The following is a 13,268-nucleotide window of genomic DNA, read 5'->3' on the forward strand; positions in this document are numbered from 1 at the left end:
CCGCAGGAGTGAGCCACAGGAGAGACTGATGAGCGACTTCAAGTATTCCCTTACGAATCTCAAACCCGTCGAGCCCGTGAACAAGGTCCACGTCACCTTTCCCGACGGCGCCAAGCGCGAATTTCCCAAGGGCATCACCGGCCTCGATATTGCCAAGGGCATCTCGCCCTCGCTCGCCAAGCGCACCGTGGCGATGGCGCTGGACGGCACGCTGAGCGATCTCAACGACGCAATCGAGAACGACGCGAGAATCGAATTCGTCGCCCGCGACGATGCGCGCGCGCTGGAACTGATCCGGCACGACTGTGCGCATGTGCTGGCGGAAGCCGTGCAGTCGCTGTGGCCGGGCACGCAGGTCACCATCGGCCCCGTCATCGAGAACGGCTTTTATTACGACTTCTTCCGCAACGAGCCGTTCACGCCGGAAGACTTTGCCGCGATCGAGAAGAAGATGCGCGAGATCATCGCGCGCGATCAGCCCTTCACCAGGGAGGTCTGGGACCGCGCCAAGACGAAACAGGTGTTCCGCGACAAGGGCGAGAATTTCAAGGTCGAGCTGGTCGACGCCATTCCCGGCGACGAACCGATCAAGATCTATTTCCAAGGCGACTGGTTCGATCTCTGCCGCGGCCCGCACATGACCTCGACGGGCAAGATCGGCAACGCCTTCAAGCTGATGAAGGTGGCCGGCGCCTATTGGCGCGGCGATTCCAACAATCCGATGCTGACGCGCATCTACGGCACGGCCTTCGCGAAGCAGGAAGAGCTCGACGCCTACCTCAGGCAGATCGAGGAAGCCGAGAAGCGCGACCATCGCCGGCTCGGCCGCGAGCTCGACCTGTTCCACTTCCAGGAGGAAGGCCCGGGCGTGGTATTCTGGCACCCGAAGGGCTGGACCATCTTCCAGCAGCTGATCGCCTATATGCGCCGGCGGCTGACCGGCGACTACAGCGAGGTCAACGCGCCGCAGATCCTCGACAAGGTGTTGTGGGAGACCTCCGGTCACTGGGACTGGTACCGCGAGAACATGTTCGCGGCGCAGTCGGCGGGCGATGAAGCCGAGGACAAGCGCTGGTTTGCGCTGAAGCCGATGAACTGCCCCGGCCACGTGCAGATCTTCAAGCACGGCCTGAAGAGCTACCGCGACCTGCCGCTGCGGCTTGCCGAATTCGGCGTGGTGCATCGCTACGAGCCGTCGGGCGCCATGCACGGCCTGATGCGCGTGCGCGGCTTCACGCAGGATGACGCCCACGTGTTCTGCACCGAAGAGCAGCTTGCCGACGAGTGCCTCAAGATCAACGAGCTGATCCTCTCCACCTATGCCGATTTCGGCTTCACCGGCGAGCTCACGGTGAAGCTGTCGACGCGGCCGGAGAAGCGCGTCGGCACCGACGAGATGTGGGACCACGCCGAGCGCGTGATGGCCACCGTGCTGAACCAGATCCAGTCGCAGAGCAGTTACATCAAGACCGCCATCAACCCGGGCGAAGGCGCGTTCTACGGGCCGAAGTTCGAGTATGTGCTGCGCGACGCCATCGGCCGCGACTGGCAGTGCGGCACCACGCAGGTCGACTTCAACCTGCCGGAACGGTTCGGCGCGTTCTACATCGACGCCGACGGCGGCAAGAAGGCGCCGGTCATGGTGCATCGCGCGATCTGCGGCTCGATGGAGCGCTTCATCGGCATCCTGATCGAGCACTATGCCGGCAACTTCCCGCTCTGGCTCGCGCCGGTGCAGGCAGTGGTCACCACCATCACCTCGGAAGCCGACGAATACGCCAGGAAGGTGGTGGAAGCGGCGCGGCGCGCGGGTTTGCGGGTCGAGATCGACCTGCGCAACGAGAAGATCAACTACAAGGTCCGCGAGCACTCGCTGGCGAAAATCCCCGCGATCCTTGCCGTCGGCAAGAAGGAGGCCGAGACGCACTCGGTTTCGGTGCGCCGCCTCGGCAGCGAGGGACAGAAGGTCCTGCCCACCGCCGAAGCGATCGCGGCCCTGGTGGACGAGGCGACGCCGCCGGATGTGAAGCGGGCGCGAGGGCCGACCTGACGCTCAGTGCGGCCGTCGCCCCGGCAGGTCGATGCGGAAGTCGACGAATTCCGGCGGACCGTCGGTCAGCCGGTGAATGCGCCGCTCGCGCTCCTCTTCCGGCGTTTCGGGGTCGATCAACAGCCCGATCTGGTCTGCAGCCCGGGCCTCGATCGCACGGTCGTCGAGCAAGTGATGGGCCATCGCAGCGCTCTCGGCTTCCGCCTTCAGTCCGAGTTCGACCAGCCGCTGGATGGCGACCGAACGATCGACTGCATGGGCGGCCGCCCAGATATCGACGTGGGCGGTCACATCGGGCGCAAGGCGAACGACATTCAACTCCAGCTTTTTCGGTTTGGGCATTGCGGACCTCCGAAAGGATGGCGATATTTGCCAAAATATAGGGCGCGCAGCGTCAATCCTTGCGCGAGATCAAACGGGTGCACCTCCGCCGGCTTGGAATGCAAATAAAGTCGGCATCTTGCCATCGCCTCTCAGATGCAGATATCTGCATCAAGACTCCAACCCTGCGGTTCTCAATGCCTGACGCGATCGAACTCCTGAAAACCCGCCGCTCGATGAAGCCGCGCGAGATGACCGGTCCCGGCCCCTCGCCGGCCGAACTGGAGACTATCCTGACCATCGGCGCGCGCGTGCCCGATCATGGCAAGCTCGCCCCCTGGCGCTTCATCGTGTTCGAGGGCGATGCGCGGGTCCGCGGCGGCGAGGTCATTGCCGGCGTGTTCGCCAGGAAAAATCCTCAAGCCACCGCCGCCGAGATCGAGGTCGAGAAGAAGCGCCTCACCGATGCGCCGCTGGTGATCGGCATCGTCAGCTTCACCAGGCCGCATCCCAAGGTGCCGGCCTGGGAACAGGAACTTTCCGCCGGCGCCAGCGCCATGAACATCGTCACCGCAGCGACCGCGCTCGGCTATGGCGCCTGCTGGCTGACCGGCTGGTTCGCCTTCGACCGCGACGTGCTGGACGGCTTCGGCCTGAAGCCGGATGAAAAGCTCGTCGGCCTCATCCACATCGGCAACGTGACCAAGGCGGGCGAAGACCGCCCGCGCCCGGCGCTGTCGGACATCGTGACGCGGTTCTAGGCAACTTCCGCAAGATTGACGGACGCAGTTCCTTCCCCCTTGATGCGTCGGCAGGAGGGAACCGGGATGAAGCGCCTTGGCGTCGTTCTCATTGCATTGGCCGTTGCCGGCACGTTCGAAACCGGCGCCATCGATCAGGCCCAGGCGAGCGATGCCCCCGCCCCTGCGCCGGACAAGCTCGAAGCCATCACGGCCTTCTTCGCCAACGAAGTTGCAACCGGGAAGCTGCCTGGCGCCATGATCCTGGTCCAGCAGCATGGCAAACCTCTCTACCTGAAGGGCTTTGGTGTCCAGGACGTCCGGACAGGGACGCCCATGAGCCCGGACACGATCTTTGCCATCCATTCCATGACCAAGCCGATCACCAGCCTCGCGGCCATGATGCTGGTCGACGACGGCAAGATCGCGCTCGACGATCCCCTTTCGAAATACATTCCGTCCTTCGCAAGAGTGAAAGCGGGAATGGACATCAGGAATCCCGACGGCACCGACACCGTAAGACTGGTGCCGCCGATACGTCCCGTCACGATCCTGGACCTGATGCGTCACACCTCGGGGATCACCTACGACTATATCGGCGGCAAGTGGGTCGAGAAGGCCTATCAGGACGCACATATCTTCGCCGGCCAGTTCGACAACAGGGAATTCGCCGAGCGCATCGCCGGACTGCCGCTGGCGCGTCAGCCGGGAACGTTGTGGCGCTACGGCCATTCCACCGACGTGCTCGGCCGCGTCATCGAGGTCGTATCCGGCCAGACACTCTACGAGTTCATGAAGCGCCGCATCTTCGATCCGCTCGGCATGACCAGCACCAAATTCGTGCTGCGGACGCCGCAGGAGCAGGCGCGGATGGCCCGGCCGCTGCCCAGCGACACCATCCTGATCGACGCCGAGCGCGATCGTCTCGCTCACCCCGAATGGGAATCCGGCGGCGGCGGGCTGCTTACCACCATCAAGGATTATTCGCGTTTCGCGCAGATGCTGCTCAATGGCGGCGAGCTGGACGGCCGCCGTTATCTCAGCCCCGCCGCCTTCAAGAACATGACCACCGATCACATCGGGCCGGGCTCCGGCGTCGGCCGCGATTATTACTACTTCCCCGGAGACGGCTTCGGTTACGGCCTCGGGATTGGCGTGCGCACCGATCCGGGCAACGCAAAACCTCCGCCGCCGGGTTCAATCGGCGAGTTGAAATGGGATTCCGGCAGCGGCACCTATTTCGGCGTCGATCCCAAGCTCGACATGGTCTACATCATGATGGAGCAAACCCAGAACGAGCGCGGGCGCATCACACCCGTCTTCAAGAAGCTCGTCTACGACGCATTCCCGAAGAACTGACGACGTCGCCGACAGACGTGATCGCGATCAGCGCGCCACCACCTCGACTTCGCCATCGACGCCGTTGACGACGTTGAAGGGACGCTCGAACACCTTGCCTTCGTTCTTGGCGATGGCGCGGTATTCGCCCTCCGACAGCACGACGCGCGGGAAAGCGCCGATGGATTCCTTGATGACGTCGCCACCCGGCGTGATCACCGACCAGGCGGTGTTGGCGAGCGCCTCGCCGCCCTTGTCACTGACCAGCTTCAGCGTGATGACCGCGGCGCGGTGCGTGATGATGACGTCCGTGAGTTTTCCCGCCTGCACGCGGATGTCGGAGCGCACCACCGAGTTGGCGTCGCCATAGTTGGAGATGATGTAGTAGGTGCCCTCCGGCAACAGCGCCACATCGCCGGCCGCGACGTTGGGAATCAGCGAGGAGCGTTCGGCGGCCTCGAACTGGCTGCCCTTGTAGATCGAGAACGAGATCTGGTTCGGCGGGATCTTGCTGGTGCCGACGCGACCCTCGATGCGCAGGCCGCCGGCGGGCAGGATGAAGGACTCGCGGTCGGTTTCGGACTTCAGCGTCACCGAGCGCGTGGCGCTGACGAGGCCGAGCGCAACATGCACGACGTAGCTGCCCGGCGGCAGCACGATGTTGGGCGTGGCGCCGCGCTCCTCGCGGATCAGCTTGAAGGTGCCGGTCTCGTCCGGCTTGTCGGCGAATACCCGCCACACCAGCCCGCTGGTGATGACAGGCAGATCCTTGCCGTATTTCGCGGTCAGCGACAGCACGGCCTGCCCCGCCGTGGAGGCGCCTGGCGGCGGCAAGGCGGCCGGCGCGTTGACGATCGAGGGCTGGGTCAGGGTCGGCTGCGTCAGCGTGGGCGGCAGATTCGGGCCGGCGCCGGGGCCTGAGGGCGGCGCGAGATTCATGGCAGGTCCCGCCGGCGGCGCGTCCGGAACGGAAGCCGGCGGCACCGGGGGCGGCCGGTCGGAAAACAACTGGGCCGACGCCGGACCGGGGCAGAACACAAGCCAGACGGCAACCGAAAGCGCCGCGCCGAGCCCCCTGGCTCGCCCGACTCCGGCTACTCGCTTACCCCCGCAGATCATGGCCATGCTTTTCACCGAAAACGCGGCAAATTCAAGCCTGCGTGACCCCGGATACCGCCTCTTGGGGAACTCCGGGGGCGTCCCAATCTTAATCAATATGTCGCGTTGGGCCCGTATTCTCGCCTCGGCCGGCCCGGCCGCCTCCAGCGGGCATAAACCATGCATCCGCACTGCAGTGGCGAAGCGCAAGCGGCGCGGCATTATGTTGCGCGAGCAGGAGAATTTTCGGTGCTGAACATCTGGATTGGCCGAGGCTCGGATATCAACCAGGCGCCCGACAAGGTCGGGCTCGGCGCCACGCGCCGGCCTGTAATCGGGCTGGCGCTCGGCGGCGGAGCGGCGCGCGGCTTTGCCCATATCGGCATGCTGCGGACGCTGATCGCGCACGGCATCGTGCCCAATGTCGTGGTCGGCACCTCGATCGGCGCGGTGGTCGGAGGCGCCTACGCCGCGGGACATCTCGACAAGCTCGAGGAATGGGCGCGCAGCCTGCAGCCGCGCAACATCTTCGGCTATCTCGATATCCGCCTCAACGGCAGCGGCCTGATCGGCGGCACCCGGCTCGCAGCCGAACTGGAGACTTCCATCGGACCCACCCTGATCGAGGATCTGCCGATCAAATACGCCACCGTCGCCACCGAAGTTCGCACCGGCCACGAGATCTGGCTGACCCGCGGCCGCATGGTCGATGCGATGCGCGCGTCCTACGCGTTGCCCGGCATCTTCTCGCCGGTGCTGGTCGGTGACCGCTGGCTGGTTGACGGTGCTCTGGTCAACCCGGTACCTGTTTCGGCCGCACGCGCCTTCGGCGCGGAGATCGTGATTGCCGCCAACGTTTCCAGCGACGTGTTCGCGCACGGCACCACCGTCCATGCGCATGGTCCCTCGGTTGTCGCCCCGGCAGAACCGCCGCCCGAGGTGGAGCCGGAGATGCCCCGGCGCGGCCTGCGCAGGCTGTTCTCGGCCGAGCGTACCATGAAGCGCGAGTTTTTCGGCAGTGCCGCGCGGCCCGGCATCTCCTCCGTAATGGTCGACGCCTTCAATATCATGCAGGACCGCATCACCCGCGCGCGGCTCGCCGGCGATCCGCCGGACCTCCTGATCTCGCCGCGCGTCGGCCAGATCGGCTGGTTCGATTTCCACCGCGCCGACGAACTGATCGCGCATGGCGCACGTGCCGCAGAACGCGCTATCGACTCCATCCAGGAGGCGATCCACATCCTCGCGCCGCAGACGACCGAGCCTGCGACTCCGATCGACAGGGTCGAATAGGGAACTCAGGCCGTCTTGATATATTCGCGCAGCGCTTCCTGCTCGCGCTCGTATTCGCCGACGCGCCATTTCACGACGTCGCCGATCGAGATCAGGCCGGTCACCTTTCCGTCTTCCACCACCGGCAGATGGCGGAACTTGCCGTTGGTCATGGTCTCCATGATCTCGCTGACGGTGTCCTTCTCGCGGCAGCTGACGACCTTGCGCGTCATCACCGCACTGACCGGCTCGTCCATGACGGCAGCGCCGCGCTCCCCCAGCACGCGGACGATGTCGCGCTCCGACAGGATGCCCTCGATGCGGCCCTGACTCATGACCAGCACGGCTCCGATGCGGCGCTCGCTCAGAATCTTGATCGCGGCCGAGAGCTTTGCGCCCGGCTCGACGCTCTGCACCTGATGGCCCTTGGTATCGAGGATCGCGCGTACGGTCATTGTCGTCTCCCTGAATTCCGGTCGCGTCCCAAGAAAGCCGGGGGCGACCACATTCGCGAGTCTTCAGACAACAGTTTCTGGCCCGTTTAGTGGCGGGCACGGCGGGCGGGCTCGGCCATTGGCTCGTACAGGCCGGCTTCGTATTGCGTCTCACCGTCGTGGAATGATGGATGAAATCAGCCCGCGCCGCAAGCGCGGTCAAATGTCCCGCGATGACGCAGCCGCGGCGGTACGCGGTACCGGATCGAACAGCGAGAACAGCATCAGTCCCGCGACGAAACCGCCGATATGGGCCTGCCATGCCACGCTCGCACCCTCGGCGCCGACCGAGATCGAGCCGAGGCCGAAGATGATGTTGACGCCGAACCAAACGGCGAGGAAGGCGAGCACGCGCGGGTTGCGCAGCGCGCGCAACAGCGACAGTGCGGGAACCCTGGCGGCTGCATCGGCATCGCCGCGGCTGAAGGAGAGGAAACTGCCCCTGACAAAGGCAAAGCGGATCGCCGCCGCCATTGCGCCGGACACCGAAGCGGATGCGCCGATCATCGGCGCGATCGCGTGCTCGTGGGTGACGAGATGGGCGAGCGCGCCGGCCGCCGCCGTCACCGCCATGAACACATAGAAGCGCACTGCGCCAAAGCGTCGCGCCAGCGCGCTGCCGAACGGCAACAACCACAGCACATTGAAGAAGATGTGGCTGAGATTGGCGTGCAGCAGCGAATAGGTGACGAAGGTCCAGACCTTTGCCCCCGCCCCGCCCGGAAAATAGACCTGCAGCACGTTTGAATCGTAGCGGCGCGGGATGAAGCCGAACACGTCGATGGTCCAGTTCTCGGCTTCCGGCGGCAACAACACCCGCAGATGGATCAACGCAATCAGCCCGACATAGGCCGTCAGTGCGCCCGGCAGCGTCAGGATCGGCTCGTGCGGCGGATCCGGCGGCGGCTGATATGCGGGAACGGATTCCAAGGGAGTGCTGGCCCTTTCGGCGGGTGACCCGCAGAGATAGGCGGCTTTGGCCGGACTGTGCAAGTGCACAAAGGCAGGCTTTAGCCCGGCAACACTTCGTGCTGCACTGCGTCCGGGACACGAGGAATTTGGCACGAAAAAGGGCGGGTGCTGAGAACACCCGCCCCTGGACTGCTGATCTTGTCGCGCTCGACGGGGGCATCCCCACCCCTCCCCGCGCGATGACCAAACTGTTTGACGCCACCTGTGTAAACGAAGCGCGGGCGCAACCTGGAGAAAGCTTCCGCACTGGAGTGAGTGCGACCTTATTCAGGCAGGCCGGCCCCGCCAACCCCATCGTTAAATTTACCTTAACGCAGCAAAGGCGACGCAATTTGCCGGAAACCGTTGGCGCGGCATGGACGGTGCACAGCCCGTCCTGCACAACAACCACGGGGAAGGCGCTTGCACGAAAGCGGGACAGGTATGTCCCGCCGAGCGGGCCACGGGGCAAGACAGAATGAAACATCCTTCGAGCCGCGAGTTTTTCGCCTATTGGGACAAGATGCGCGGCAACGCGCCGGCGCCCGACCGCAGCGACGTCGAGCCTTCGGCGGTGCGGGAACTGCTCGGCGACATATTCGTCCTGTCCTATGATGCGGAGGCCGGCTACCCCTTCCGCGTCGCCGGAACCCGGGTCTGCGCCCTGCTCGGCCGCGATGTGAAGGACCAGAGCTTTTCCGCCCTGTTCACGCCCGAGGCCCGCCGCGAGATCGAGGACATGATCACTATCGTGGCGGAAGAAACCCTGCCCGCGATCGCCGGCGTCACCGCGACCTCGGAGAGCGGCGAGACCGCGCATCTGGAATTGCTGCTGCTGCCGTTCTCCGCCCGTACGCATGCGCCGGTCAGCCTCACCGGCGTGCTCGCGCCGTTCGAGAGCGAACTCAGCAAGCTCGGGAATTTCGGCCTCACCTCCTACCGCTACCTGCACCGCCAGGAGAAGCTGCTTCCGCGCGCCATTCGCAAGCTGCAGGTCGCCCGCGGCTTCATGGTCTATGAGGGTCTGCGCTGACGGCTGGCATTGAAGGCCGAAGCTGGTAGGATGCTCCCAAAAATCAAAGGGAGCACCGCCATGGATGCCGTCACGCCGAAGGGCAATGACACCGCAGATTTGCATTCCCACCTCGTTCGTCCATCCGAGATGGAGTGGCAGAAGACCCGCTTTCCGGGCTGCGAGGCGAAGACACTGCTGTTCGACCGCAAGACCGGCCTGATGACCGCCCTGATGCGCTTTGCGCCCGGCGCGGTTCTGCCCGACCATGAGCATGTCAACATCGAGCAGACCTACGTGCTCGAGGGCTCGCTGGTCGACAAGGAAGGCCCGGCCGAGGGCATCGAATGCAAGGCCGGCGAATTCATCTGGCGCGAGGCCGGCAGCCGCCACGTCGCCTGGTGCCCGAAAGGCGGGCTGATGCTCGCGATCTTCCAGGTGCCGAACAAGTTCTTCGAAGCCGACGGCCGCGTCCGCGACGCCAACGGCAACGACTGGGACGAAGCCTGGGGCCATACCCGCAGCGCGTGAGGCCTTGCGCCACCGGAAGCGCGCCACGCGCTTCCGGCCCTTCCCTCGCCCAACCCTCGCCGCTACGGTGATTTCCACAAAACACCGGCGCCGGCAGCGGAGCATTCCGCACGGCGAAACAACATGGGAGGTAAGCTTCGGATGTTTTCGCATATCATGATCGGCACCAACGATCTCGACCGGGCCAAGACGTTCTACGACGCGCTGCTGGGCACGCTCGGCGTGCCGCCGGGCCGGGTCGACCGGCACCGCATCTTCTGGCGCACCAAGACCGGCACTTTCTCGGTGACCAAGCCGATCGACGGAAAACCCGCGACCTTTGCCAATGGCGGCACCATCGGCTTTGCCGCCGACTCCGTCGACGCCGCCAACGCCTTTCATGCTGCCGGCCTCGCCCATGGCGGCAAGACCTGCGAGGAGCCGCCGGGCATCCGCGAAGGCAGCGGCGTGAAGCTGTACATTGCCTATCTGCGCGACCCCGACGGCAACAAGCTCTGCGCATTGCACCGGGTGCCTGCGTAGTCGGTGCCTTGCCTGAGTCATTGGGTGCTCGCACCCGACACACACATGTCATACCCCGCGCATGCGGGGTATCCAGTACGCTGCGGCTCATCGGTTTAGTCACGATCGCCTCTGGAATACTGGATCGCCCGCCTTCGCGGGCGATGACAAGTGTGGGAGCCGAGAGGATCCTTTCATGACCGACGCACCCGCAGCCGACACCATTGCGCGCTTCCGCGACCAGACCATCGCGTTCGATGGTATCTCGGGCCGCAACATCGACATCCCCTCGGCGTCGCCGCTCAACTACCACCAGGTCATCAGCAGGCCTGGCGACATGCCGCCGGTCACTATCGACGGCAAGCTGTTCCTGCCCGCCTCGGCCGGTTCCAAAAAGCTGCCGCTGGTGATGATCGTGCCGGGCAGCCTTGGCGTGGCGCCGTCGCATGTCGCACATGCCGAAACGCTGACGCGTGCCGGCTTTGCCACCTTCATCCTCGACAGTTTTGCCGCGCGCGGCGTCACGTCGACCGTCGCCAACCAGACCCAGTTCTCCTTTGCGGCCAGCGCGTATGACGTGCTCGCGGCGTTCAAGGTGCTGGCGTCCTTGCCCGAGATCGATCCATCGCGCATCGGCGCGCAGGGACACAGCCGCGGCGGATCGGCGGTGCTGACGGCGGCGACGCGCCGTTTCGCCGATGCCGTGGTCGGCAAGAAAATGGGGTTGCGCGGTGTGCTCGCCGCCTATCCCTGGAGCGGACATCAGTTCAGCGACCCCGCCGTCGGCGCGACTTCGGTGCGCGTGCTGATGGGCGATGCGGATGAATGGTGCTCGCCGATGCAGGTGCAGGGACACTGCCAGGCGATCTGGCTTGCCGGAGGGGACGTCACGATGCGGCTGATCGCCGGCGCCCACCACAGCTTTGATCGCGGCACCGGGATTATCGACGTCCCCAACGCTTCGGTCTCCCCCGCGGCGCCGACGGCCTACATCGCCGACGATGGCGCGCTGATTCATCCGACCAAAGACCGGGGCGATCCCGCGCTCGTCGATCGCGACCTGATGGTCTATGCGCTCAAGGCCGGCTATGGCCGCAAGGGCGCAAAGATCGGCAGCCGTCCCGGCGAAGCCGAGCTGTTCAGGGAGGACATGCTCACCTTCTGGGCGCGGCTGTTTGGAAATCCTTCCTGAGGAAACATCATGCGCATTGCGGTTATCGGTGCCGGCGGCGTCGGCGGCGGGTTTGGCGCGGCGCTGGCGAAGGCCGGCGCCGACGTGACCTTCATCGCGCGCGGCGCGCATCTGGCCGCGATGAAGGGCGCGGGCCTGAGAGTAAGGAGCCCGCGCGGCGACACGCATCTGGTGCCGACGCAGGCGACGGACAATCCCGCAGGGATCGGCAAGGTCGACTTCGTGCTGTTCTGCGTCAAGCTGTGGGACGTCGAGAGCGCGGGCGAGCACATCAAGCCGCTGATCGGGCCTGAGACGGCCGTCATCCCGCTGCAGAACGGCATCGACGCCCATGAGCGGCTGCTGCCGATCCTGGGCCAAGCTGCCGTGATGGGCGGCGTCGCGCAAATCTCCGCTTCCATCACCGCGCCCGGCGAGATCACGCAGGTCGGCACCTTCATGCGCATGATCTTCGGCGAGCTCGACGGCCGCCGCAGCGGGCGTGCGGAAAAATTCCTCGCGCTGTGCCAGAAGGCCGGCTTCGACGCCACGCTGAGCGAGGCCATCCTCACCGAGCTCTGGATGAAGTTCATCCTGCTCGCGAGCAATGCCGGCATGATGGCGCTGGCGCGCCAGCCGATCGGCGCCCTGCGCGACGATCCCGACATGCGCCCGATCTTCCTGGCCGCGTATCGCGAGGTGGTTGCCGTTGGCCTCGCCAAGGGCGTGGCGTTGCCGGCCGATGCCGTTGAGAAAGTGGTCGATTTCACCAACCATGCGCCCGCGGCGATGAAGGCCTCGATGGCGCTCGATCTCGAACGCGGCAACCGGCTGGAAGTGCCGTGGCTGTCCGGCAAGGTGGTCGAGCTCGGCAGGCAGTACGGCATCCCGACGCCGACGCATGCAATGATCCATGCGATGCTGAAGCCGTATGCGAAGGGCGGGGCTGGCTGAAGTCGAACAACGCCTTCTTGACTCTGCATTAAATCGTAGCTACAAAATAATCTTGTGAAAATCGTTTGGGATGAACCGAAGCGCCTTGCCAACATCGTCAAGCACGATGGTCTCGACTTCGCCGATCTGGACGAAGAGTTCTTCGAGCAATCGGTCATCGTTCCCGGCAAGGAGAACCGGTTGATCGCAGTGGGGCGTCTCGCCAGCGGTGTTGTGGTGGTCGTTTTTGTCGTGCTTGGCACAGAAGGCGTCAGCATCATCAGCATGCGCCGCGCGAACCGCAACGAAAGGAAGCTTCTTGATGGCTAAGACCTTCAAGCCTGGAAAAGGGTACAGCCGAAAGGATTGGGATGCAGTCGCCGACAATCCGGCACTCACCAAGGAGCAGATGTCGAAAGCAATGCCTTTTGCCGATGCTCTGCCTGAGCTGGCGGCTTCGATCCGGCGCGGCCGTGGGCCGAACAAGGCGCCGACAAAGAAGCTGGTATCGTTGAGATTGTCCGGCCAGGTCATCGAGAAATACAAGGCCGGCGGCCCCGGCTGGCAATCGCGCATCGATCAGGATCTGCGACGGATCAACAAGATCAAGTAGCCGCGTGCCGCTAGCGTGCCCACCGGCCTGGAAACAAGCGTCCTCATTCCCGCGGCTCGCTTTTGCCCGGGTTCTGCAATCTCGTTGGCCCTCTCTCTGACTGCTACGGGATCCCCAAAAGTGATTCCCCGGATTTTGCAAATATGATTCAAGGGCTTTCGACCTATTTGGCGGAGGCACAAGATGTCTTTCGGCGACATTCGGGTTGCGGAACGAGCTGATTGGCTGATCGAGCGGGTAGCA

The 13,268-nt window shown here is 64.7% G+C and carries 15 protein-coding genes; 11 read left to right on the plus strand and 4 right to left on the minus strand.

Annotated elements, in window-relative coordinates; all coding sequences use genetic code 11:
* The first annotated feature begins 28 nt into the window (after positions 1 to 28).
* Positions 29 to 2,050 carry a threonine--tRNA ligase gene (thrS, locus tag HZB49_RS03460; protein WP_291609077.1) on the plus strand — a complete coding sequence of 674 codons (2,022 nt, stop codon included), beginning with the start codon at positions 29 to 31 and terminating at the stop codon, positions 2,048 to 2,050.
* Positions 2,051 to 2,053: 3 nt separating this feature from the next.
* Here the strand turns inward: thrS and HZB49_RS03465 are convergent, their stop codons facing one another.
* Positions 2,054 to 2,392, minus strand: coding sequence for a hypothetical protein (locus HZB49_RS03465; RefSeq protein WP_291609078.1), 339 nt, complete (start codon positions 2,390 to 2,392; stop codon positions 2,054 to 2,056).
* Positions 2,393 to 2,568: 176 nt separating this feature from the next.
* Here HZB49_RS03465 and HZB49_RS03470 point away from each other — a divergent pair, with 176 nt between their 5' ends.
* Both HZB49_RS03470 and HZB49_RS03475 read left to right on the plus strand, forming a co-directional pair.
* Positions 2,569 to 3,132, plus strand: coding sequence for a nitroreductase (locus HZB49_RS03470; protein ID WP_291609079.1), 564 nt, complete (start codon positions 2,569 to 2,571; stop codon positions 3,130 to 3,132).
* 66 nt (positions 3,133 to 3,198) lie between these two features.
* Positions 3,199 to 4,470, plus strand: a complete 1,272-nt coding sequence (locus HZB49_RS03475; RefSeq protein ID WP_291609080.1) for a serine hydrolase domain-containing protein — start codon at positions 3,199 to 3,201, stop codon at positions 4,468 to 4,470.
* A gap of 27 nt (positions 4,471 to 4,497) precedes the next feature.
* Here HZB49_RS03475 and HZB49_RS03480 read toward each other — a convergent pair whose 3' ends face one another.
* A complete protein-coding gene (locus tag HZB49_RS03480; RefSeq protein ID WP_291609106.1) occupies positions 4,498 to 5,568 on the minus strand; it encodes a hypothetical protein in 1,071 nt (356 codons plus the stop codon).
* 228 nt (positions 5,569 to 5,796) lie between these two features.
* Here HZB49_RS03480 and HZB49_RS03485 point away from each other — a divergent pair, with 228 nt between their 5' ends.
* Positions 5,797 to 6,840: a patatin-like phospholipase family protein gene (locus HZB49_RS03485; protein WP_291609081.1), complete on the plus strand. Its 1,044-nt coding sequence runs from the start codon at positions 5,797 to 5,799 to the stop codon at positions 6,838 to 6,840.
* Positions 6,841 to 6,845: 5 nt separating this feature from the next.
* On the opposite strand, the gene HZB49_RS03490 is transcribed toward HZB49_RS03485, so the two are convergent.
* Together HZB49_RS03490 and HZB49_RS03495 are read right to left on the minus strand one after the other, a co-directional pair.
* Complete coding sequence (locus HZB49_RS03490; protein ID WP_291609082.1) at positions 6,846 to 7,274, minus strand: CBS domain-containing protein; 429 nt, start codon at positions 7,272 to 7,274, stop codon at positions 6,846 to 6,848.
* 198 nt (positions 7,275 to 7,472) lie between these two features.
* Entirely contained in the window at positions 7,473 to 8,243 is a 771-nt protein-coding gene (locus HZB49_RS03495; RefSeq protein WP_291609083.1) for a rhomboid family intramembrane serine protease, read from the minus strand.
* Positions 8,244 to 8,742: 499 nt separating this feature from the next.
* On the opposite strand from HZB49_RS03495, the gene HZB49_RS03500 reads away from it, so the two are divergent.
* From HZB49_RS03500 to HZB49_RS03530, 7 genes are all read left to right on the plus strand, one after another.
* Positions 8,743 to 9,297, plus strand: coding sequence for a PAS domain-containing protein (locus HZB49_RS03500; RefSeq protein ID WP_291609085.1), 555 nt, complete (start codon positions 8,743 to 8,745; stop codon positions 9,295 to 9,297).
* 60 nt (positions 9,298 to 9,357) lie between these two features.
* A complete protein-coding gene (locus HZB49_RS03505; RefSeq protein ID WP_291609086.1) occupies positions 9,358 to 9,807 on the plus strand; it encodes a cupin domain-containing protein in 450 nt (149 codons plus the stop codon).
* A 141-nt stretch (positions 9,808 to 9,948) separates the two neighbouring features.
* Positions 9,949 to 10,329, plus strand: coding sequence for a VOC family protein (locus HZB49_RS03510; protein WP_291609087.1), 381 nt, complete (start codon positions 9,949 to 9,951; stop codon positions 10,327 to 10,329).
* A 175-nt stretch (positions 10,330 to 10,504) separates the two neighbouring features.
* Positions 10,505 to 11,500, plus strand: coding sequence for a dienelactone hydrolase family protein (locus tag HZB49_RS03515; protein WP_291609088.1), 996 nt, complete (start codon positions 10,505 to 10,507; stop codon positions 11,498 to 11,500).
* A gap of 9 nt (positions 11,501 to 11,509) precedes the next feature.
* The gene (locus tag HZB49_RS03520) at positions 11,510 to 12,433 is read left to right on the plus strand and encodes a 2-dehydropantoate 2-reductase (protein ID WP_291609089.1); all 924 of its coding nucleotides are present in this window, start codon (positions 11,510 to 11,512) and stop codon (positions 12,431 to 12,433) included.
* Positions 12,434 to 12,487: 54 nt separating this feature from the next.
* Complete coding sequence (locus tag HZB49_RS03525) at positions 12,488 to 12,742, plus strand: BrnT family toxin (protein WP_291609090.1); 255 nt, start codon at positions 12,488 to 12,490, stop codon at positions 12,740 to 12,742.
* Complete coding sequence (locus tag HZB49_RS03530; RefSeq protein ID WP_291609091.1) at positions 12,735 to 13,025, plus strand: BrnA antitoxin family protein; 291 nt, start codon at positions 12,735 to 12,737, stop codon at positions 13,023 to 13,025. Before HZB49_RS03525 ends, HZB49_RS03530 begins: the two co-directional genes overlap by 8 nt.
* Positions 13,026 to 13,268 lie beyond the last annotated feature (243 nt).

Origin of the sequence: Bradyrhizobium sp., assembly GCF_016219575.1 — a bacterium.
Classification (GTDB): Bacteria; Pseudomonadota; Alphaproteobacteria; order Rhizobiales; family Xanthobacteraceae; genus Bradyrhizobium.